Origin of the sequence: Pseudomonas muyukensis (genome assembly GCF_019139535.1) — a bacterium.
Lineage (GTDB): Bacteria > Pseudomonadota > Gammaproteobacteria > Pseudomonadales > Pseudomonadaceae > Aquipseudomonas > Aquipseudomonas muyukensis.
The window spans coordinates 5010245-5029944 of record NZ_CP077073.1 but is presented as its reverse complement, the minus strand read 5'-3'; the positions used below and the strand labels follow the sequence as shown (position 1 = coordinate 5029944).

Below are 19700 nucleotides of genomic sequence, written 5' to 3'. Positions count from 1 at the left end.
TGGGGCGAATCAGGCGGTGCCGATCTCCCCCCCATCGTTACGCTGGATCACCACCGTCGAAGCCCGTGGCCTTACCGAGGTGCCGGCCGGCGTCAGGTCGGTGGCCTTGTCGGTGCTGGGCCAGTTGTCCGGGTGCTGGATGTTGACGAACATCGTCTTGTTGTCCGGGGTGAAGGTGATGCCCGTCACCTCGCAGCCATTGGGGCCGACGAAGAAGCGGCGCAGGTCCACCTGGTTGGTGGCGTTGACCGGGATCTGCTTGCCGTTGGCATCCACCAGGTCGGTGGGGATCACCGCCAGCAGCTGGTCGTTGGTGTAGCTGGTCAGGGTGGTCTCGCCGTTGTCGGTCTCGAACCACAGCACGCCGCGGCTATCGAAACTCATGCCATCGGGGCTGGCGAACTGGTTCAGTTCGGTCAGGCCCGAGCGGTTGATGTCCGGGGTGCCGGCGGCGTTGGCGCCGAACACGAAGATGTCCCAGGTGAAGGTCTTGTGATCGTCGCTGTCGTGCCAGCGGATGATATGGCCATGGCGATTCGGGCCGCGCGGGTTGGCCGCATCGACCTTGGCCGCGGTGCGCGCGCTGTTGTTGGTCAGGGTCAGGTAGACGTCGCCGTTGAGCGGGTTGACGGCAGTCCATTCCGGGCGGTCCATCGGCGTGGCGCCGACGGCGTCGGCAGCGCCACGGGTGTTGAGGATGATGCCCGGCAGGTCGCCGAACTGCGCGCCCAGGGTGCTGCCTGCGGTGGTCGCGGTGGCCACGTCGAGCAGCAGCCACACGCCGGTGCCGTTGGCGTCGAAGCGGGCCACGTACAGCTTGCCCTTGTCCAGGTACTTGGCGCCGGTGGCCAGGCGGTCGGCCGGGTTGGCGTCGGCCGGGTCCCACAGGGCGTCGGAGACGAACTTGTACAGGTACTCGTTGTTGGAGTCGTCGCCGGTGTACCAGACCAGCGGCTTGCCGGCCACCGGCAGGCCCGGGCAGCAGCCTTCATGGCGGAAGCGGCCCAGGGCGGTGCGCTTCACCGCGAGGGTGGCGGCGTTGTAAGGGTCGATTTCGACGATGTAGCCGTAGGTGCTGGCTTCGTTGCGGAAGTCGTCGGTGGCGCTGGCGCCGGTAGGGGTGATGTCGAAGCGGGCGAACTCGCCGGCCACCTCGCTGGCGTCACCGGCGGCGGTCTCCCACTTGTACTGGCCGCTGCTGCTGGACACGCCGATGCGCACCTGGTTGGCCGGGCGGGTGCCCTTGTTGACGAAGATCCCAGGCCAGTTCTCCTCGCAGGTCAGGTAGGTGCCCCACGGGGTGTAGCCGTTGCCGCAGTTGTTGTTGGTGCCGCGGCACTGGGTGCCGGCGGGCGAGAACTTGGTCTTGACGTGGTCGGTGCCGCGCATCGGCCCGGCGATGTCCATCAGCGAGACGGTGGTGAAGCGGCGGTTGAGCGGGTCGTTGTCGACCACCTGCCAGCGCCCGGCGACCTTGCTGATACGCACCACGCCGGCGCCATGGGCGTTGATCTCCTTGCGCACCTCCTCGACCGGGCGCTTGCCGGCGACGGTGGTGGGGCCGGCCGGGTGCAGCGCGGCGGTGTCGATGTATTCGAAGTTGATCGCCAGCAGGCCGTCGCTGGAACTGCCATTGATGGGGAAGAAGTGCATGCCGTCGTGGTGCATGCCCATGGCGTTGGCCTGGTCGCTGGCGCTGTTGCTGCCGTCGGCCTTCCACGGGTTGGCGCTGGCGTTCAGCGGCGTGCCCCAGGGCGCCAGCACGTAGGCGCTGTAGCCGGCGGCGACCACGCAGGCGTCGGTGCGCGAGCCTGTGATCGAATTGAAGCCCAGCTTGAGCTTGGGTTTTTCTGGCTGGGTGGGCGGGGCCGGATCGTCGTGGTTGGAACCGCCGCCGCTGTCGAAGCAACCGCTCAGGCCGGTACCGGCGATCATGGCGATGGCGGCGCCGAGGCTGCCGCGAACCACGGCGCGACGGCTCAGGTAGGCGTCCATGACGCTGGCCATCGGTAGGTTGCCGCTGGGGTTGCGGTCCAGGTTATCGCCGCTGTCTCGACTCATCAGGGTGTCCTTTTTTTGGCTGAGTTGAAGGAAACCGCGACTGTAGACGGCAAGTATGATGATTGATTGTCAGATTTGTTAACGCGCGTTTAAAACTTGCGGCTATTACTAAAGACTTAATCAAGTTGCTTTTGGAATTACCGTCGGTTTTCTGCCATCAAACTGTCACGCAAGCGCCGCAATATCCGGGGCCCAACGAGAACAGGGATGGCGGAGTCGATGGCAAGCAGGCGCGAAGTGATCAGCTGGATGGGTGCCGGTGCCCTGGCACCGTTGCTCGGCGCCTGCTCGGGCTTGCCCATGCCCCGTGGCGCGGCTGACCGGGCGCTGGACCTGCTGTATGTCGCCGATACCCTCGACGCTCGCCAACCGGGCCAGGCCGTGGTGCCGGCCACACGGCTGGGGCCGGTCAGCCACCTGGGACGCGCGCCGTGGATGAGCGGGCCGAACGCCAGCGCCGGGCAGCCGGCGCTGGCGCCACTGCTCGATGCCAACCTGGCCGGGCAGGCCCGCACCGGTGGCTATGCGGTATTGGCGGCGCTGCTCGAGCAACTGCGGCTCGAGGCGGGTCGTGAGCAGTGCCTGACCCTGGAGAACGGCCAATGCTGGAACGGCAGCGGCCTGGCCTACCTCACCCAGGGTGAAAGCGGTGTGCAGGGCAGCCAACTGCTGGGCAGCGAGGCGCGGGTCAGCAGCGACGAGCGCGTGTTGTGGCCGCAGCGCAGTGCCGGGCTCTATCGCCAGTCTTCCTCTATTACCCTCGGCGCCGGCCTGGCCGATGCGCAGGCCAAGGCGCTGGGTATCGAAGGCCTGCAGGTGTTCCAGCGCGGCGGCGTGCGCATCGCGGTGGTCGGGGTTACCGATCCTTATGCCCAGGATCAGAAAGCCTCGCTCAAGCAGTGGTACCAGTCATTGCAACCGAGCTTCCAGCAAGCCCGGCGCGAGGCCGACCTGGTGGTGGCGCTGGCGGATGTCGGCACCGGCCCCGGGCTGTGGCTGGCCGAGCGCGTGCCGGAGCTGGACGTGCTGCTCTGCGCCCGTGGCCAGGACCTGTGGCCAACGCCGGTACAGGCTACCCAGGCCAGCGGCCGCCGGGTACCGGTGCTGTTCGCCGGCTGCCGGGCCAGCGGCGCGTTTCGCCTGCGCTGCCGCCAGGCCGGTGATCAGTGGCAGTTCGAGGCGCAGTTTTTCCCGGCCTTCGCGCATAGCCTCGGTCCCCAGGCACTGGCCCGTGCAAGCCAATTGCGTGGCGAGCTGCAACGCCAGCGCAGTGGCCATGCCGCCTGGCTCGACCAGCCGTTGGCCCGTGCACCTGAAGCATTGTGGCGCCGCGATACCCGTGGCGGCAGCTGGGACCGCCTGTTGCACCAGGCCCTGGCCGACACTTCGAGCATGCCGGTGCTGCTGCCCGGCCTGCGCTACGACTACCCGCTGCCGGCGGGTGAACCGATTACCCGCGAGCACCTCATCAGCCTGACCGGCGGCTACCCCGCCCCCGTGGTCGAGGCCCCGGCGCGCCAGGTCGAGCAGGTGCTGGAAAACGCCGCCGAGCAACTGTTCGGCGACCCATTGCTGCTGGACAACAGCCAAGACCTGCCGCGCTGGCAAAGCCAGGACTGGCAGGTCAGCTACAGCCCCAACGGCAAGCGCATCATCGGCCTGCAACCCGTCGAGGGCCTGTGCCGCACCTTTGGCCTGCACTTCGATGCCCAGGCTGGCGCGCCATTGTGGCAGACCCTCGAAGCCTGGCTGACCCGCCAGGCGCCGGGCTGGGCCCTGGCACCCTTGCAACTGCCGGCCGTGCGCTACGTGCAGGGGCACCCTGGCTGGCACCCGCACCAGGTGGCCGCGTGACTTCGCGGGTTTTCAGCTTCGCCCTGCTGACCCTGGCCGGTTGGCTGGCGGCGCAGTGCGTGCTGCTGCTCAGCCGCCAGCCGCAACCGGCGAGCGCATCAGTGCCGGCGCTGGCGCCGTTGCCGGGCTTGTTGGTCGAGCATTGGCAAACGCCGGTGGACGACGGCCGCATTCCGCTGACCCGCTTGCCCCTGGTCTACCTGGGCGGGCTCAAGGCCCAGCCGTTGTCGGCCAGCGTGGTGGTGCTGCGCCACGGCCAGCAGGTGCGCACCCTCGGCCGTGGCCAGCGCCTGGCGCCGGGCATCGTGCTGCAGGACATCGACGCCGATGGCCTGATTTTCGACAACAACGGCCGGCGCGAGCGCCTGCCCTGGCCGCCACGCCCTGCCGTGACCGGCTTCAAGCGCCAAGGATGAATGATGATCGCAAGGTACTGTCTGGCCGGGCTGCTGATGCTCGGCATATCCCTGGCCCAGGCCGAAGAGCCGGAAGTGTTCGCCGACGATGGCACGCCGCTGTACGAGGTGAACTTCGTCGACACCGAGCTCGGTGAGTTCATCGACAGCGTGTCGCGCATCACCGGCACCACCTTCATCGTCGACCCGCGGGTTCAGGGCAAGGTCACCGTGCGCACGGTGGATCGCCACGACGCCGACGCCATCTACGACATCTTCCTTGCCCAGTTGCGCGCCCAGGGCTTCGCCGCCGTGGACCTGCCCAACGGCAGCGTGAAGATTGTCCCCGACCAGGCCGCGCGGCTGGAGCCGGTGCCGGTGGAAACCGCTGGGAAGAAGGCCGAAGGCAGCGACGGCGTGGCCACCCGTGTGTTCAATGTGCGCAACGCCGCCAGCGAGCAGATGCTCGGTATCCTCAAGCCGCTGATCGACCCGCGGGTCGGGGTGATCACCCCGTACCCGGCGGCCAACCTGTTGGTGGTCACCGACTGGCGCAGCAACCTGGAGCGTATCGACAGCCTGCTGCGCCAGCTCGACCAGGTCAGCGACGAGCCGCTGCAGGTGATAGCGCTCAAGCATGCCAGCGCCGCCGACACCGCCGGGTTGCTGACCCGGCTGTTGGCCCGCGAGCAGGGCAGCGATGCCGCCCAGGTGGTCGCCGACCCGCGCAGCAACGCGTTGCTGGTGCGCGGCAGCGCCGACAGCCGCGAACGGGTGCGGGTGTTGCTGGCCCAGCTCGACCGGCCCAGCGACAGCCTGCGCAGCAGCAATACCCAGGTCATCTACCTGCGCCACGCCAACGCCGCCGAAGTGGTCAAGGTGCTGCGTGGCCTGAGCCAGGCTGGCGCGGTGCCGGCCACCGAGGGCGAAGGCAAGGATGCGCCGGTGCCCGCGGCCAGCGACTCGGGCATTCGCCTGGAGTACGAGGAGGGCACCAACGCGGTGGTGATGGTCGGCCCGGACAGCGAGCTGGCCGCCTACCGCAGCATCGTCGAGCAACTGGACATTCGCCGGGCGCAGGTGGTGGTTGAGGCGATCATCGCCGAGGTCTCCGACAGCAGCGCCCAGGAGCTGGGGGTGCAATGGCTGTTCGCCGACGAGAAGTTCGGCGCCGGCATCGTCAACTTCGGCGGCAACGGGGTAAACATCGCCAGCATCGCCGGGGCCGCCAGCAGCGGCGACAACGAGAAGCTCGGCAAGCTGCTGGCGGCCACCACCGGTGCCACCGCCGGCATCGGCCACTTCGGTGGCGGCTTCAATTTCGCCATGCTGGTCAACGCACTCAAGGGCAAGAGCGGCTTCAACCTGCTGTCCACGCCGACCTTGCTGACCCTGGACAACGCCGAGGCGTCGATCCTGGTCGGCCAGGAGGTGCCGTTCGTCACCGGCTCTGTCACCCAGAACAACGCCAATCCCTACCAGACCATCGAGCGCAAGGAAGTCGGGGTGAAGCTGCGTATCAAGCCGCAGATCAGCATCGACGACAGCGTGCGCCTGGACATCGTCCAGGAGGTGTCGTCGATCGCCGACTCCAGCGCCGCCAGCGACGTGATCACCAACAAGCGCGAGATCAAGACCAAGGTCATGGTCGAGGACAACGGCCTGGTGATCCTCGGCGGGTTGATCAGCGACGAGCTGAGCACCAGCAACCAGCGTGTGCCGCTGCTGGGCGACATTCCCTACCTGGGCCGGCTGTTCCGCTCCGACGCCAGCAAGAACACCAAGCAGAACCTGATGGTGTTCATCCGTCCGCGCATCCTGCGCGACGGCGAGAGCCTGGCCGGGCTGAGCCAGCAGAAGTACCGGAGCCTGCAGCAGAACACCCCGCTCAAGCTGCCAGCGCTGGCCGAGGGCCTGCCGCTGTTGCAGGTGTTCCCCGCCAGCCGCGCGCGCCTCGAAGGCGGTGACTGGTGATGCTGGCGTATCGCTTGGCACGCCAGAGCGGGGTGGCCATGGCCCCGGCCGAGAGCGGCTGGCAGCTGTGGCTGCGCGGCGACGCCGACAGCGACCAGGTGCAGGAGCTGCTGCGCGTGCATGGCCAGCCCAGTGCGCTGGAGCAGCTCGACAGCGCGACCTTCGACGAGCGCCTGGGCCAGCTCTACCAGGCCGGCGAAGCGGCCACCGCGGCATTGATCGAAGGCATTGGCGAGCAGGTCGACCTGGACAGCCTGATGAGCGAGATGCCGCGTATCGAGGACTTGCTGGAGAGCGACGACGAGGCGCCGGTGATCCGCCTGATCAATGGCCTGTTTGGCCAGGCACTGCGCCTGCGTGCCTCGGACATCCATATCGAGACCTTCGAGCAGAGCCTGGTGGTGCGCCTGCGCATCGATGGCCACCTGCGCGAGGTGCTGCGCCCGCCCCGGGCGCTGTCGGCGATGCTGGTGTCGCGGATCAAGGTCATGGCCCGGCTGGATATCGCCGAGAAACGCCAGCCCCAGGATGGTCGCATCACCTTGCGCGCCGCCGGACGCGAGGTGGACGTGCGGGTCTCGACCCTGCCCGGCATCCACGGCGAGCGGGTGGTGATGCGCGTGCTCGACAAGCAGGCCAGCCTGCTGGCGCTGGACCACCTGGGCATGCCTGCCGCCGTGCTGCGCGGGCTGCGCGCCTGCCTGGCGCGGCCCAACGGCATCGTGCTGTCCACCGGCCCCACCGGCTCGGGCAAGACCACCACGCTGTACGCCGGCCTCAACAGCCTCAACGATGGCAGCCGCAACATCCTCACTGTCGAGGACCCGGTGGAATACGCCATCGCCGGCATTGGCCAGACCGCCATCAACCCGCGTGCCGGGCTGACCTTCGCCAGCGGCCTGCGCGCCATCCTGCGCCAGGACCCGGACGTGATCATGCTCGGCGAGATCCGCGACCAGGAGACCGCGCAGATCGCCGTGCAGGCCAGCCTCACCGGGCATCTGGTGCTGTCGACCCTGCACACCAACAGTGCCGTGGGCGCGGTGACGCGCTTGCGCGACATGGGAATCGAGCCGTTCCTGATCGCTTCCTGCCTGCGCGGGGTCTTGGCCCAGCGCCTGGTACGCCGCCTGTGTGCTTGCGCCGTGGCGCAGCCACTGCAAAGTGCCGAGCGAGCGCTGTGGCCGGAGCTTGGCAGCCTGGGCGAGAGCTACCACCCGGTTGGCTGCGAGCACTGCCAGGGCAGCGGCTATGTCGGCCGCCTGGGCTTGTACGAATTCATCGAGCTGGATGCCGGGCTGGTGGCATTGCTTTATGACGGCGAAAGCGAACTGGCCATGCAGGCCTATCTGGACGGCCGCCGGCAGAGCCTGCTGGCGATGGCCAGCGCTTGCCTGGCCCGCGGTGAAACCAGCCTGGCCGAAGTGCTGCGCGTGGTGCAGGGTTAGTCATGCCGACCTATCGCTACCAGGCCGTGGACCTCGACGGCAAGCCACACAAGGCCTGCGTGCAAGCCGACAGCGAGCGCCATGCGCGGCAGTTGCTGCGCGAGCAGGGGCTGTTCGCGCGCAGCCTGCAGCGCCACGAAGGCAACCAGGCACAACCGCGCCGCCAGCGCCTGAGCCGGGCCCAGTTGTGCGAGCTGACCCGCCAGCTGGCGACCCTGGTTGGTGCGGGCATCCCCCTGGTCGATGCCCTGGCCACCCTGGAGCGACAACTGCGCCAGCCGGCGCTGCACGCTGTGCTGCTGGCCTTGCGCGGTGCCCTGGCCGAAGGCCTGGGCCTGGCCCGCAGCCTGGCCCGGCAGGGCGCGCCGTTCACGGGGTTGTATTGCGCGCTGGTCGAGGCCGGTGAGCGCTCCGGGCGCCTTGGCCAGGTGCTGAGCCGGCTGGCCGACCACCTCGAACAGGTGCAGCGCCAGCGCCACAAGGCGCGCACCGCGCTGATCTACCCGGTGGTGCTGATGGGCGTGTCGCTGGCGGTGGTGGTCGGCCTGATGACGTTCGTGGTGCCCAAGCTCACCGAGCAGTTCGCCCATTCCGGGCAGAGCCTGCCGCTGATCACCTCGCTGCTGATCGGCCTGAGCCAGGGCCTGGTGCAGGCCGGTCCCTATCTGCTGGTGCTGGCGACACTGCTTGCGCTGCTGGGCGGCTGGCTGCTGCGCAAGCCGCGCTGGTGCCTGCGCCGTGACGATTGGCTGCTGCGCCTGCCGCGTATCGGCGTGTTGCTGCAAGTGCTGGAGAGCGCCCGGCTGGCCCGCAGCCTGGCGATTCTGTGCGGCAGCGGCGTGGCCTTGCTCGAGGCCTTGCAGGTGGCCACCGAGACGGTCGGCAACCGGCGTATCCGCGCCGCCATGGCCCAGGTGCACCGGCAGGTGCAGGGCGGCACCAGCCTGCACCGGGCACTGGACAACGCCCGTCAGTTTCCGCCGCTATTGGTGAACATGGTCGGCAGCGGCGAGGCCAGCGGCACCCTGGCCGACATGCTCGAACGGGTGGCCGACGACCAGGAACGCGGCTTCGCTCGCCAGGTGGACACCGCCATGGCGCTGTTCGAACCGCTGATGATCCTGGTGATGGGCGCCGTGGTGCTGTTCATCGTGCTGGCGGTGCTGCTGCCGATCATGCAGCTCAACCAGGGACTGCAACTGTGACAAGGAGACTTCTCATGCAACAACGACGCAACCGCCAGGGTGGCTTCACGCTGATGGAAATCATGGTGGTGATCTTCATCATCGGCCTGCTGATCGCCGTGGTCGCGCCCAGCGTGCTGGGCAACCAGGACAAGGCCATGAAACAGAAGGTCATGGCTGACCTGGCGACCCTGGAGCAGGCGCTGGACATGTACCGCCTGGACAACCTGCGTTTCCCCAGCAACGAGCAGGGCCTGGCGGCGCTGGCGAAGAAGCCGACCCAGGAACCGCTGCCACGCAGCTGGCGCAGCGATGGCTATATCCGCCGCCTGCCCGAGGACCCATGGGGTACCCCCTACCAGTACCGCCTGCCCGGCGAGCATGGCCGGGTCGATGTGTACTCGCTGGGCGCCGATGGCCAGCCCGGGGGCGAAGGGCTGGATGCCGACCTGGGCAACTGGGCGCTTTGAGGTGACGGGAGTGTGTGTCCGGCTTGGCGTTGTCGGGGCCGTTTCGCGCCCCTTTCGCGATACAAGGCCGCTCCTGCAGGCGACCGCGTTTCCTTGTGCGAGCGGCCTTGTGTCGCGAAAGGGCTGCAAAGCAGCCCCGGTGTTGCTGTGCCATCAGCGTGGTTTCAGCCTGCTCGAACTGCTGGTGGTGCTGGCCATCGCCGCGCTGATGACCAGCCTGGCGGTGGCCTGGCTCGACAGTGGTCGCAGCAGCGTCGACCAAGCGCTTGACCGGCTGGCTGCCAGCACCTTGGCCCAGGCCGACCTGGCCCGGCATGCCGGCCACTTGCGCGGCTTGCGCTGGAATGGCCAGCGTCCCGAGTTCGTCCTGCGCCAAGGTGATCGATGGCAGGTGCAAACCGTGGCGCTAGGCGACTGGCCCAAGGGCCTGCGCCCGGATTGGCCCGCCAGCCAGGCCCCGGCGCTGCTGTTTACCCCCGATGGCTGGGCCCGCCCGGGCACGGTGCGCTGGCGCTGGGCCGAGGGCGGCCGGCGCTGGGACTGGGACCGCGCCGGCCAGTTGCGCGTGAGCGTGCTGCCATGAGCCGCAGGCAGCGGGGCTTCACCTTGTTGGAGGTGAGCGTGGCCCTGGGCATTGCCGCGCTGCTGGCGGTGATCACCAGCCAGGTCCTGCGCCAACGCCTGGCGGTGCAGGACACCGTGCAGCAGCACCGTCTGGGCCTGTTGTGCGCGCGGGAGCTGCAAGCGCGCTTCGTGGTCGAGCAGTACTGGCCGGCCGCCGACCAGGACAGTGGCGTGTTGAGCCAGGGTGGCCAGGCTTGCCATTGGCAACTGCAGCTGCGCCGCACCGGCGTGCGCGACTTGCGTCGGGGCGAGCTGCTGCTGCATGGCGATCGCGACCAGCGCTTGGCGCTGGGGCAGTACACGGTCTTCCTGGAGCGGCCATGAAGCGGCGCCAGGCGGGCATGACCCTGATCGAGCTGCTGCTGGCGCTGGCCCTCACGGCCTTGCTTGGCGTGATGTTGGCGGCGTTGGTCAACGGCTGGTTGAAGGTGCGCGAGCGCCTCGATGAGCAGGTTCGCGAAACCGGCGTACTGGACTTCTGCCTGGCCCTGGAGCGGCGTTTCGACAGCCCGCTGCTGCGGCGTCTGTACGAGCAGCGCCTGCCGCTGGCGGTGCGCTGGCTCGACTGGCAGCCCGACCGCCAGCAATTGCTGTGGGTGGCCGCCGCGGCCTGGCCGCAGGCCGAGGGCGGTTCGCGCCTGCAGCGCCAGCGCCTGCGTTTCGAGGCGCGCGAGCAACGCCTGCTGCTGGAAACCTCGGCGGACCTGTATGCGCCATCGCTGCCCCGCTGGGTGGTGCGTGAGCGCCTGGAACGGGTCAGCGCCATGGGCGTCCTCTATTACCAGTCTGGCCGCTGGCTGGCCTGGCCTTCCGATCAACCGACGCACCCCGGACGTGGCGTGCGCGTGGAGTTAGTCCGTGATGGAGCACCCTATGTCTGTACCTTCGTTCTGCCTTGGGGGCGTTCATGAAGCTTGATTGGCGACGCCGTGCACCGGCCCGGCCCTGGTTGCTGGTACGCCCCGGCGCGGTCTGGGATTGGTTGCTGGTCGAGCAGGGCGTGCCGGGGCGACAAGGCCGGGGCCAACCCCCGGGCGGGCTCGAGGCGCGGGTGGCGTTGATCGTGCCCGGCGAGCATTGCAGCCATTTCCAGCTTCCCGCGCCGCCTGGGCTCAAGCGCGAGGAGTGGCCTTTGCTGCTCGAAGAGCGGCTGGTTCAGGCCAGCGACGAGGTGGCGTGCGCGAGCATCGGTCGCCACGCCGGGGAACTGCGCTTATGGGCGGTCAGCAACCTGCTGTTGGCCCAATGGCGTGGGCAATGCGGCGCATGGGGCTTGGCGCTGGAGCGCTGCTGGGCCGAGTTTCAGTTGTTGCCCGAACCCGAGCAGGGCGAGGTCTGGCAGTGGCAGCGTGGGGAAACGGCGCTCTATCGAGGGCGCGATGAGCAGGGCAGGGCACATTGGCTGGCCTGGCCTGGGCAACTGGGCGTGATGCCTGCGCTGGACGGCTTGCAAGGGGCCAGACGCAGCGTGACGGGCAACTGGCCGGGAACCTTGGCCAGCCTCGATGGCCTGCCGGGCCTGTTCGAGGCTCGCCGCATCCGTGCGCGCCCGCGCTGGTCGAGTGCCCAGCAGCGCCTGGCAGTGGCCTGCCTGCTGCTGGCCATCGCCTGGAGCGGGCTGTGGTGCACCCAGCAGTGGCGCCAGGCCCAGCTCTACCGCGATCAGGTCTTGGCGCTGACCGGCAAGCGGGCCACCCCAGGCCAGGCGGCCCAGGCCCTCAGGCGGCTGCGCGAGGAACAGCAGGACGCTCAGGTGCGTCTGGCCCAGCTCGACGGCCTGCAGGCCCAGGTGCAGGGTTGGCTGGCCGAGCACCCCGGTTGGCGATTGCGTGCGCTGGACTACGACGGCCAGCGTTGGCAGTTGTCCCTCGACGGGGAGGGCGAAGCGGCGCCCTGGCAGGCGATGGCCGAGGCGGTTGGCGCGCAGGTGCGGGTCGAGGACGATGCGCGCCAGGTGGTGTTCGAGCTGGGAGCAGCGTCATGAATCGGCAATGGTTGCAGCGCCAGCGCTTGCCACTGGCGTGGGGGGTGGTGGCGCTGCTGCTTGTTGCCTTGGCGCTGCGCGAAGGCTTGGGCTACTGGCGCGACGTGCAGCAGTGGCGGGTGCTGGCCGAGTCGGTGGCTGGGCTGCGCGAGCCGCAGGCGCTGAGCCTGGAGCGTCTGCGCCAGTCGGCCCAGGCGCGGGGCATCGGCCTGGACGAGATACAGGCCGAAGGTGAGCGCTGGCAGGTCCGTGGCAAGGTTACCCAGGCCCAGGCCCTGCAAGCGTGGTTGCAAGCCCTGCGTGAAGAGGGGGCGCAGCCGCTGCAGTGGGCGTTGGCGCGCGAAGCCGATGGCTTGCGCTTTGCTGTTCAGGTGCGGCCATGACCCGGCGCGGCGCGGCTTGGCTGTGCCTGGTGTTCTGCCTGGCTGTGCTGGCCGAGCTGCCGGCCAGTTGGCTGGGGCTGCCGGCGCAAGGCGTGGTCGGCAGCCTGTGGCAGGGGCAGGCGACCCAGTGGGGAGCGGTCGGACCACTGAGCTGGGAACTGCAGCCCTGGCGCATGCAGGCGCATGTCGCGTTCAGCTTCCAGGGGCAGGGATGGCAGGCGCGTGTCAGCGGCTGGCCCTGGCGCTGGCAGGGTGGCCTTGCGACGCTGGGTGGGCAAGCCAGCACGACGCAGGGCTATCGTCTGGCCGGGCACTGGCAAGGGGCGTTGCAGGTACAGGGCGCGGGGCGGGAGTGCCAGGCGGCGAGCGGGCGTATCACGGTGAATGACCTGGCCCTGGCCGAGCCCTGGTCGCTGGGCCTGGGCCAAGGCGCGATCGAAATGACCTGCCAGGGCGGCTGGCGATTGACAGGCAACCTGGGGCTAGCCGGGCAGCATGTGCTGGCGCTGGATGCCGACCTGCTGGCGCGGCGGGCGCGCTTGAACATCGAGGTGCAGCCTGACGCGGCGCTGACGCCGGTGTTGCGCAGTGTGCAGTGGCTGGGTGGGGACGCCTTGCGGGGGCAGCGGGAGGTGCGTTGGTGAGTCGTGCTCGAAGGCGTTATCGATTTATTCGAACCCATTAATTCGAAAGGGCTGGCACTGTTGCTGAGCTGTAAGAGTTTTCATGCGATTGGGGCCAATTAATAGCCGATTGGTTTGTTTAAAAAAGCCTTTTGCCTGCTTAGTCTGTGATGCCTCGTCTTCTTCGGATCGATGCAGGAAGAACGGCTAATGTACAGACAGTCAGATCTACGTTTCAGTTTTCAGCCTTTGGCTGGGGCGGTTGAGTTTGAAGTGGTCTCATTCAGCCTGGATGAAGCGATCAGCGCACCGTTCACGTTGAACCTGCAGTTGATGAGCTTTGAAGACGACGTCGATTTTAGTCTTCTGCTCGATCAGCCAGCGCTGTTCACCATTTATGCCGGTGAACGTCCCTTGCGTCATGTGCATGGCCTGATCAGTACGTTCAGCCGATGATTATCGGGCGTACCTATTGTGGCGACCAGCTACCGCCGTATGACCTGCCAGATCACAAAACCCGCATGACCATCAAAAGCCAGACTCACAAGGGGAGGGTTTCAATGAGCTCCGTTTTGAAGATGAACTGGGACAACAGGAAGTGTTCACCCGCACCTGCGTTCGCTACAGCACCTGATACAGGAACCCGGAACGACGCGCGTGGAACAACGGATTGGCGCGACTATCAACTGTCGGATTCTGCAACGTCATATGTCCTCTGGGAGAATGCAACGGTGAACATTGATGAATGAAAAATTATTTGTTGATGCATTTGAGCGCTGGCGTGAGGACTTCGTTTATTACGACGAATTGGACGAAGAGGCCGTCGTTATCAATGTGGGGCTCGTGGCTGCCTTTCACATCACAAAAGCCTATACGCCTGAAGGGCGGCAGCGGATTGTCCAGGCCGTGGATATTTTTTGCCGTCACCACGGTGCGCATCTGAAGTGGGGATACATAGGTGCCGATGACCTGCAGGTGCATGACTATTCAGCACAAAACGCGAAGGTGACGCCGGCCTACTTGGCGGGAGATGGATTCGCTGAGCCGCTTGCCTTTCGCTGGGCCTCTGCGGAGGGTTTTGCAACAGTACCGGACTACATGATCGATGGCTATTCGCCTGCAGGTTGGATGGAGGACATCCACGGTAGCCTGACGACCTTGCGATTTTATCTGCCTGTAGAGGAAATCCTTGAGGGAAGAAAGGCGCGATTTGATGAGTTGCTCAATGAAATGTGCCGTTTGCTTGAACCCTTGCATGCGGCGGCTGGCCTGGGCGTACAACATACCTACCAGTGGGAGGACTTTCAGCATATCGAGTTCGAGGTAGCGAACGCTTATCAAGGGCTGGATATCGTTCGACCTCGGGGGCATCCAGGCTGGCGGGCGGGCTATAGCAATTTGAATTGGTATAGCTATCTCAATGGCGCGTGGGTGCGCAAGTTAGGCACACATGACGAGCTGTCGAAGGCGTTGAATGATACAAGAATTGGCGTCCACGCATTGCCTTCAGGCACGCTGATTCGGGCTGGCGATTGGCCGGTGCTGTGGAAAGTCGGAGTCGATGAGCGACCTGAGCACATATGTGAGAGTCAACGAGACTATCAAGTGCCTGCGAGTAGCGGATCTGGGGGCGTTGCACTATGGCTCCATTGCAGGGGAGGTGCGGATGAATCAGTTTTTGAGCAACGCCTGGCTCAGGCGCTTCGATTTGCCGTCGGGAGCCGCGCTCCCCGTGACCCCGCTTCAATACCGCTGGGTATCGCAAGCCGAGCGGGAGGAAACTGCCCGCAACAAGAGGCAGTTGGATGATTTCCTTGCCTCTGTGCCAGGCAAACCCCACTAGTCGATGCCCCGATGTTAGGGGCTGTACGATAAGTCTTGAGACGAAGGTCAGGCAAGGCGAAAACAGCCGAAGAACGGTCGGAGTCGTGCACGACTCTACGGGTTGTAAATGAGCATTCCGAGGCTGTTTCAACGCAGCATCACCGAGTATCAAGGCTTTTCATACAGAGCCTTGGAACAGCAAGGCGCTGGGTAGCGAGACGTTTGCAGGCATAGCAAGCAAAGGCCTGTCATGCGTGAGCAGGACAGGCCTTTGCGGGCTTGGGGTTGATGGCGGGTTGAGCACCGACGCCTGTGCTCTGTGCTGGGCAATGGCCGGTTCAGCAAGACCGGTTGGGACGCGGGACCGCCAGTTGATGGTCCGGCATCATCCGCCCTTGTGCGCATTCGATCTCAGATCGCGTCTGCCAGGGTGTCAGTCTGGCCCTTGACATGGGACGACCATTGAGCATCGCGGTCATGGCCGCTGGTCTTGAACAGCAGCAGGTCCAGCGGGCTTTGCCCTTTGGCCGCTGGCTGTTCCTGAGCGTTGCTGGCAACCATCAGGGCCAGTTCCGGCAAGTGGTTGGTCAGGTCGACCGACACTGCCCGATGGAAGTTGCTGCCTGCCAATGTCTCTGTGGATAGGGGGCTCGTTCCAAGTGTGACATCACCTTCAGATGATTCCAGGCGGGCGCCTATCAGTTGCACGCTGCCGCCAACGTTCAGCTTCATGCCGTTGCTGGCCGCGATGACGGCCTGGTGCGCCACGTTGTCGCGTACTTCCCGCTGCACGTCGATCATCAAGGTGCCATGGAGGGCTTGCTGTGGCAGGTTGCCCAACTGCTCCTTGGCATCCTTGCCCCAGCGCCCGCCGAGGGCATTGATTGCGGTCAGGAAGCCTTGGGGGTTCTTTTCATGGCTAGCGCCGAGGTCGGTTTTCACCACCAGCGTATCGACATCGTCCTGGCGGCTGGCCAGGCGCAGGTCGCCCCCTACATTGGCGTCGATGGAGTCGGCGTGCAGGCTGACGCCTTCCAGGCGGGTATCACCGTTGCTGAACAGATCGATGCGGTTGGCCTTCAAGGTGCTGGCGTTCCACATCTGGTTGTCGCGCCGGTCCAGTTCGACCTTGGCACGGGCGAAGACTCCGCGGGTGTCGGTCTTGCCCGTGGTGCTCAGCAGGCCAAGCCCGCCAGTGACATCAAGGCTGTCATGAAGCTCCCGGTTGTCCGAAGCTTCGATGAGCATGCCGCCATTGATCGCATGCAACTCGAGGTGCGCGGATGAAGCCTGCAGCCCGCGCAGGTGCAGGGCCTGGTCATCTTGCGCACGGCTGCTGAGGGTCAGGTTGCCGGCGCCGTTCAAGATTGCCCCCACAGCCTGGCTGTCGTTCTCAGCCAGGCTGCCTTGGCCAAGGTGACCGCCCAGCCCGCCTCCCTGCGTCGCACCGAGCTTGGCGAGCAGCTCGAATCCGCCGTCGTGGCGATTGCCGTCGGCTTGCTGGGCATGGCGGGCCTCGGTGATGGCCAAGCGTCCACCACTGTAGAGGCTGATGGCTTGTTCACTGTCGATGCGCGTGCCCTGATGGGACTGTTCGCCACGGCTGTTGATCAGGACTTCGTCCTTGGCATCGATCTGCGCCACCTTGGCAGTGGTCGCGGTGTTGTACTTCTTGCTCAGGTCCAGATAGCCGCGTACTTCGCCGCCCTGTTCGCCTGGCTTGCTACTGAGCTTGATGCGGCCGCTGCCGGTCTGTACCGCGTCGCTTGAGCCACTGCTGTCAGCGGCTGCTGTGAAGGCGAGGTTACCCGTGCTGCGTATCATCACCTTGCCGTCCGTTGCGACGATCCGGCTACCTTCGTACAGGCCATCCCCCTCGAGCGTGAGTGCGACGCCTGCTTGCCCTTCGAGGCTGCTGGCCACGGCGGTGCTGGTCGATTTCAGGCTGTCCAGGGCCGAGCCCTTGCCTGCGATGCGTATACCGACATCTTTGCCGGTCACAGTGTCCACGCGCAGGTCGGCGCTGGCATCCAGGTTAGTCACGTTGCGTTCGCTGCTGTGCCTGGCGGCCAGTTGGTGGTGCTGTCGCGCCGTGATGTCGAGGGTGCCGGTGCTGGCGCGCCAGGCAGTACCCTGGTCGTCGATGACCGCGGCGTTGACCTTGATCGTCGCGCCGCTCAGTTCGCTTGCCTTGGCCCGCGTGTCACGTTCGAAGTCGAGGCGATTCTTCATGCGCCAGGTGGCATCCACGCCCACGGAGGGAGGCGACAGCGCCTCTTCGATGGAGGCCTGCTGGAAGCGATCGGCGGGCTTGCCGTCGATGACCTCGAGCACTGGCTTGGTCAAGCCGAAATACTCCAGGCTGGCACCGATACTGGCCCGCCATTTGTCGATCAGGCTCGAGCGTTCCACGACCTCTTGCGCGGTGCGGTTGGCGATGTTGCCGGTGTCGATCTGCAGTGCGGCGCCGGCCTTGATAGCGCTCGCCTGCGTGAGCAGTGTGTCGCTGGCAATGGTGATGTTGCCGCTGGCCAGCAGTTCACTGCCCAGCGCCGTGCGCTGGCGGGCATGCGACATTTGGTTTTCGCGCCTGCCTTCCCAGGCATTTCCCAGGCGCTCCACACCTGCGCTCAGTGCCAGGCCTGTCCCCAGGTTGCTCAGGTGCAGCTCGCCCTCGCGCTCGTGGTAGGCGGCGCCCAGTGAGACGGTCGGGCCTTTCACGTCAAGGTCACCGTTGCCAGCGATGATCCTGGCGCCATTGGCCTGCACCAGGACGCCGCTGTGCAGGCTCACGGTCGATCCCTCGACGGTGCTGGGGTTCTGCGTGATTTCGGTTTTCGAAATGGTCTGCTCGGGGCGCTCGACACCGGCATACAGCTCCCACTGACGGGAGCCAGGCTTGCCATCCTGAGGGTCCAGCGTCTGCCGGATGCCCGCGGTGAAACCCGGATCCAGGATCGAGTGGCTGCTCTTGAGGCTCGATGTGCTGCTGTCGAGGGTCAGCGCACCGTTGGCCTGCAAGCGCAGGTCGCGGTTGGCCTTGAGGTCGGCGCCGTGTACGCGTAATTCGCCGGCGCTCTGCAGTGTCAGGCTGCCTTGTGACTGCACCGTGCTGTGGTGTGCCTGGGTGTGGGTGGTCTGTGTCGTCTGATGACCGATCGACTTGCCGAAGAGTGTCTTGCCAGGGGTGAACTGGCTTGACCTGCTGAGCGTGGCAACGCTTTCCAGCAGCAGCGGTCCGGTGCTGGTTTCCAGGTGGGTGTCGCCGTAGCTGGTCAAATGGCTCCCGGCGATTCTGATCTGTCCGCCGTGGATGGCCAGGTTCCGGGCGCGAACCGCGCTGGGGGTGGAACTCCAGGTGTAGGGGGCATCGTGGTGGGTATCGAACGCCCCCACCGGGCCTTCAAGCAGCGGCTGATGCTCCAGCGTCACTGTCTCGGCCTTGGCGGTCAGCGCCTCGAGGCTATCGAGAAGGCTGCCACGGACGATGAGGGCGTCCGTCGCCTCGATCTCCATGTTTTTGCTCAGCAACCGGCTGCCTGTGGCAGTTTGCCGGGTGTGGACCTGGTGCTGTTCGCCGAGCGGACTTTCGCTGCGCTGGTCGTGGCGCCCCGCGACGATTTGCACAGCCCCCTCGCTTTGCAGCCGCAAGGTCCCCTCGGCCAACAGCTGGGCTGCGGTCAGTTCCATGTCAGCCACGGATTTCAGGCTGATGTCGCCGGTGCTTCTGAGTTGGTTGACCTGATACCGTTCGAGGGGCTCGACAGCTGCTGGCGGGTGGTCGCGCCCAGGGGCTTGGCGGCGATCGAGAACCGATCCTGCGACGCTCAGCTTATGGCCCGAGTCGATGCTGATGTGCTGCGCCCGGCCGCCTACGGATGTCAGCTGCAGGTCATCGGTGCTGGTAAGGCGCAATGCGCCGTCCTGGGCATCCAGGTACACGGGACGATCAGGCTCGCCTGCGATCGTCAGTGCCCCTGCCGAGTCGAGGGTGATGTCGCTGTTCGACGTGACCCAGGTCGGCGCCATGCGTACGCCTGCGCCCAGGGTGGTGCTCTTCAGGTGAATGCGTCCCGCGCTCATGGCGCCTAGCAGCTGTGCATCGATACGGGCCGTCTCGGGTTGGACGGTGTGGAGGGTTTGGGCCGTGCTGCTGTCGACATGGTTACGCCCGACGACGATCTGCAGGTCGTCCTTCGCTGCGAGGTGGCCTGTGCTGTCCAGGCGCGGCGCGATCAGATGCAGGGCGCCGTCGAGGTTGTGCAGGCCATTGTCGATAGCGTTGCGTGCCTGTATCTGCAGGGAGCCCGTGGCCTGCTCGGTGGAAAGATGGTGCAGCTTGTCGTCTTGCAAGACGGGGGTGCCGACCACCAGGCTGGCGGTGGCGGTATTGATGAAGCGGCCGCCGTTGACGGTGATGCCATTGGGGTTGGCGAGCAGGTAATCGGCACGCTGGCCGAAGATTTCCTGAGGCCCTTCGATCAACGAAGCCTTGTGCGACACCACTTCATTGAGGATGGTCGTGGCTGCGGTGCCCTGGAACTGGGGGTTGCCGGACAGTTGCCCGGCCAGCTGCGATTGCCCGGCTTCCAGGGCGTTGTTCAACACCAGGCCTTGCACACCGACGTTGTAGTCGGTGAACCGGTTATGGGAAAGGCCCTGGCCATTGGGCGCGGTAATCTGAATCACTGGCACGCCGTGGCCATGGTCGATGAACGGCGTGCCAGTGGCGCCTTCGGTGGCTTGCAGGGCAGCCTGGGCCTGGGTGGTGCCCAACAGGGCGACAAGGATCGCCTTGCGCAGCGTGTCCGGCCTGGCAGCGGGCGGCAGGGAAAAGGTTGGAGGCATGGCAGAGGTCTCTTCGATGTGGGAGGCG

Annotated in this window: 16 protein-coding genes and 1 pseudogene; 15 read left to right on the top strand and 2 right to left on the bottom strand. The window is 66.3% G+C overall.

The genetic code is table 11. The annotated features are described in order from the left end of the window. Nucleotides 1-9: 9 nt before the first annotated feature. Nucleotides 10-2061, bottom strand: coding sequence for a PhoX family protein (locus tag KSS95_RS22330; protein WP_217849693.1), 2052 nt, complete (start codon nucleotides 2059-2061; stop codon nucleotides 10-12). Nucleotides 2062-2268: 207 nt separating this feature from the next. Between KSS95_RS22330 and KSS95_RS22325 the strand changes: the two genes are divergently transcribed. The 15 genes and pseudogenes from KSS95_RS22325 (at nucleotide 2269) to KSS95_RS22260 (ending at nucleotide 14809) form a co-directional block, all read left to right on the top strand. Further along, the gene (locus KSS95_RS22325) at nucleotides 2269-3915 is read left to right on the top strand and encodes a bifunctional UDP-sugar hydrolase/5'-nucleotidase (protein ID WP_217849691.1); all 1647 of its coding nucleotides are present in this window, start codon (nucleotides 2269-2271) and stop codon (nucleotides 3913-3915) included. Beyond that, on the top strand, nucleotides 3912-4331 hold the full coding sequence (locus KSS95_RS22320; protein ID WP_217849689.1) for a pilus assembly protein PilZ: 420 nt from the start codon (nucleotides 3912-3914) through the stop codon (nucleotides 4329-4331). The genes KSS95_RS22325 and KSS95_RS22320 overlap by 4 nt, the downstream gene beginning before the upstream one ends. Before the next feature lie 3 nt (nucleotides 4332-4334). Continuing rightward, nucleotides 4335-6284, top strand: coding sequence for a type II secretion system secretin GspD (gene gspD, locus KSS95_RS22315; protein WP_217854061.1), 1950 nt, complete (start codon nucleotides 4335-4337; stop codon nucleotides 6282-6284). Then, nucleotides 6284-7732, top strand: a complete 1449-nt coding sequence (locus tag KSS95_RS22310; protein ID WP_217849687.1) for a GspE/PulE family protein — start codon at nucleotides 6284-6286, stop codon at nucleotides 7730-7732. The genes gspD and KSS95_RS22310 overlap by 1 nt, the downstream gene beginning before the upstream one ends. Nucleotides 7733-7734: 2 nt before the next feature. Continuing rightward, nucleotides 7735-8937 (top strand): type II secretion system inner membrane protein GspF, encoded by a 1203-nt coding sequence (gene gspF / locus KSS95_RS22305; protein WP_217849685.1) that lies wholly within the window; start codon nucleotides 7735-7737, stop codon nucleotides 8935-8937. A gap of 14 nt (nucleotides 8938-8951) precedes the next feature. Continuing rightward, nucleotides 8952-9386: a type II secretion system major pseudopilin GspG gene (gene gspG, locus KSS95_RS22300; RefSeq protein ID WP_217849683.1), complete on the top strand. Its 435-nt coding sequence runs from the start codon at nucleotides 8952-8954 to the stop codon at nucleotides 9384-9386. Between the two features lie 145 nt (nucleotides 9387-9531). Then, a complete protein-coding gene (gene gspH / locus KSS95_RS22295) occupies nucleotides 9532-9969 on the top strand; it encodes a type II secretion system minor pseudopilin GspH (protein ID WP_217854060.1) in 438 nt (145 codons plus the stop codon). Next, nucleotides 9966-10334, top strand: a complete 369-nt coding sequence (locus KSS95_RS22290) for a type II secretion system protein (RefSeq protein ID WP_217849681.1) — start codon at nucleotides 9966-9968, stop codon at nucleotides 10332-10334. The genes gspH and KSS95_RS22290 overlap by 4 nt, the downstream gene beginning before the upstream one ends. After that, the gene (locus KSS95_RS22285; RefSeq protein ID WP_217849679.1) at nucleotides 10331-10921 is read left to right on the top strand and encodes a prepilin-type N-terminal cleavage/methylation domain-containing protein; all 591 of its coding nucleotides are present in this window, start codon (nucleotides 10331-10333) and stop codon (nucleotides 10919-10921) included. The genes KSS95_RS22290 and KSS95_RS22285 overlap by 4 nt, the downstream gene beginning before the upstream one ends. Next, complete coding sequence (locus tag KSS95_RS22280) at nucleotides 10918-11994, top strand: GspL/Epsl periplasmic domain-containing protein (RefSeq protein WP_217849678.1); 1077 nt, start codon at nucleotides 10918-10920, stop codon at nucleotides 11992-11994. Before KSS95_RS22285 ends, KSS95_RS22280 begins: the two co-directional genes overlap by 4 nt. Further along, nucleotides 11991-12377: a type II secretion system protein GspM gene (gene gspM / locus KSS95_RS22275; RefSeq protein ID WP_217849675.1), complete on the top strand. Its 387-nt coding sequence runs from the start codon at nucleotides 11991-11993 to the stop codon at nucleotides 12375-12377. The genes KSS95_RS22280 and gspM overlap by 4 nt, the downstream gene beginning before the upstream one ends. After that, nucleotides 12374-13021: a type II secretion system protein N gene (locus KSS95_RS22270; RefSeq protein WP_217849673.1), complete on the top strand. Its 648-nt coding sequence runs from the start codon at nucleotides 12374-12376 to the stop codon at nucleotides 13019-13021. Before gspM ends, KSS95_RS22270 begins: the two co-directional genes overlap by 4 nt. Before the next feature lie 189 nt (nucleotides 13022-13210). After that, nucleotides 13211-13456: a hypothetical protein gene (locus KSS95_RS22265; RefSeq protein ID WP_217849671.1), complete on the top strand. Its 246-nt coding sequence runs from the start codon at nucleotides 13211-13213 to the stop codon at nucleotides 13454-13456. Continuing rightward, nucleotides 13447-13604: pseudogene (locus KSS95_RS24945) on the top strand (VgrG protein); the annotation flags it as partial. The gene KSS95_RS22265 and the pseudogene KSS95_RS24945, both read left to right, overlap by 10 nt. A gap of 137 nt (nucleotides 13605-13741) precedes the next feature. Then, a complete protein-coding gene (locus KSS95_RS22260; RefSeq protein ID WP_217849670.1) occupies nucleotides 13742-14809 on the top strand; it encodes a type VI immunity family protein in 1068 nt (355 codons plus the stop codon). Between the two features lie 426 nt (nucleotides 14810-15235). On the opposite strand, the gene KSS95_RS22255 is transcribed toward KSS95_RS22260, so the two are convergent. Beyond that, nucleotides 15236-19672, bottom strand: a complete 4437-nt coding sequence (locus tag KSS95_RS22255; RefSeq protein WP_217849668.1) for a two-partner secretion domain-containing protein — start codon at nucleotides 19670-19672, stop codon at nucleotides 15236-15238. Between the last annotated feature and the right edge of the window lie 28 nt (nucleotides 19673-19700).

Bases quoted from the DNA above. Each gene is read 5' to 3' on its own strand.
- KSS95_RS22330 (WP_217849693.1), bottom strand. From the start codon at position 2,061: ATGAGTCGAGACAGCGGCGATAACCTGGACCGCAACCCCAGCGGCAAC.
- KSS95_RS22325 (WP_217849691.1), top strand. From the start codon at position 2,269: ATGGCGGAGTCGATGGCAAGCAGGCGCGAAGTGATCAGCTGGATGGGT.
- gspD (WP_217854061.1), top strand. From the start codon at position 4,335: ATGATCGCAAGGTACTGTCTGGCCGGGCTGCTGATGCTCGGCATATCC.
- KSS95_RS22310 (WP_217849687.1), top strand. From the start codon at position 6,284: ATGCTGGCGTATCGCTTGGCACGCCAGAGCGGGGTGGCCATGGCCCCG.
- gspF (WP_217849685.1), top strand. From the start codon at position 7,735: ATGCCGACCTATCGCTACCAGGCCGTGGACCTCGACGGCAAGCCACAC.
- gspG (WP_217849683.1), top strand. From the start codon at position 8,952: ATGCAACAACGACGCAACCGCCAGGGTGGCTTCACGCTGATGGAAATC.
- KSS95_RS22290 (WP_217849681.1), top strand. From the start codon at position 9,966: ATGAGCCGCAGGCAGCGGGGCTTCACCTTGTTGGAGGTGAGCGTGGCC.
- KSS95_RS22285 (WP_217849679.1), top strand. From the start codon at position 10,331: ATGAAGCGGCGCCAGGCGGGCATGACCCTGATCGAGCTGCTGCTGGCG.
- KSS95_RS22280 (WP_217849678.1), top strand. From the start codon at position 10,918: ATGAAGCTTGATTGGCGACGCCGTGCACCGGCCCGGCCCTGGTTGCTG.
- gspM (WP_217849675.1), top strand. From the start codon at position 11,991: ATGAATCGGCAATGGTTGCAGCGCCAGCGCTTGCCACTGGCGTGGGGG.
- KSS95_RS22270 (WP_217849673.1), top strand. From the start codon at position 12,374: ATGACCCGGCGCGGCGCGGCTTGGCTGTGCCTGGTGTTCTGCCTGGCT.
- KSS95_RS22265 (WP_217849671.1), top strand. From the start codon at position 13,211: ATGTACAGACAGTCAGATCTACGTTTCAGTTTTCAGCCTTTGGCTGGG.
- KSS95_RS22260 (WP_217849670.1), top strand. From the start codon at position 13,742: ATGAATGAAAAATTATTTGTTGATGCATTTGAGCGCTGGCGTGAGGAC.
- KSS95_RS22255 (WP_217849668.1), bottom strand. From the start codon at position 19,672: ATGCCTCCAACCTTTTCCCTGCCGCCCGCTGCCAGGCCGGACACGCTG.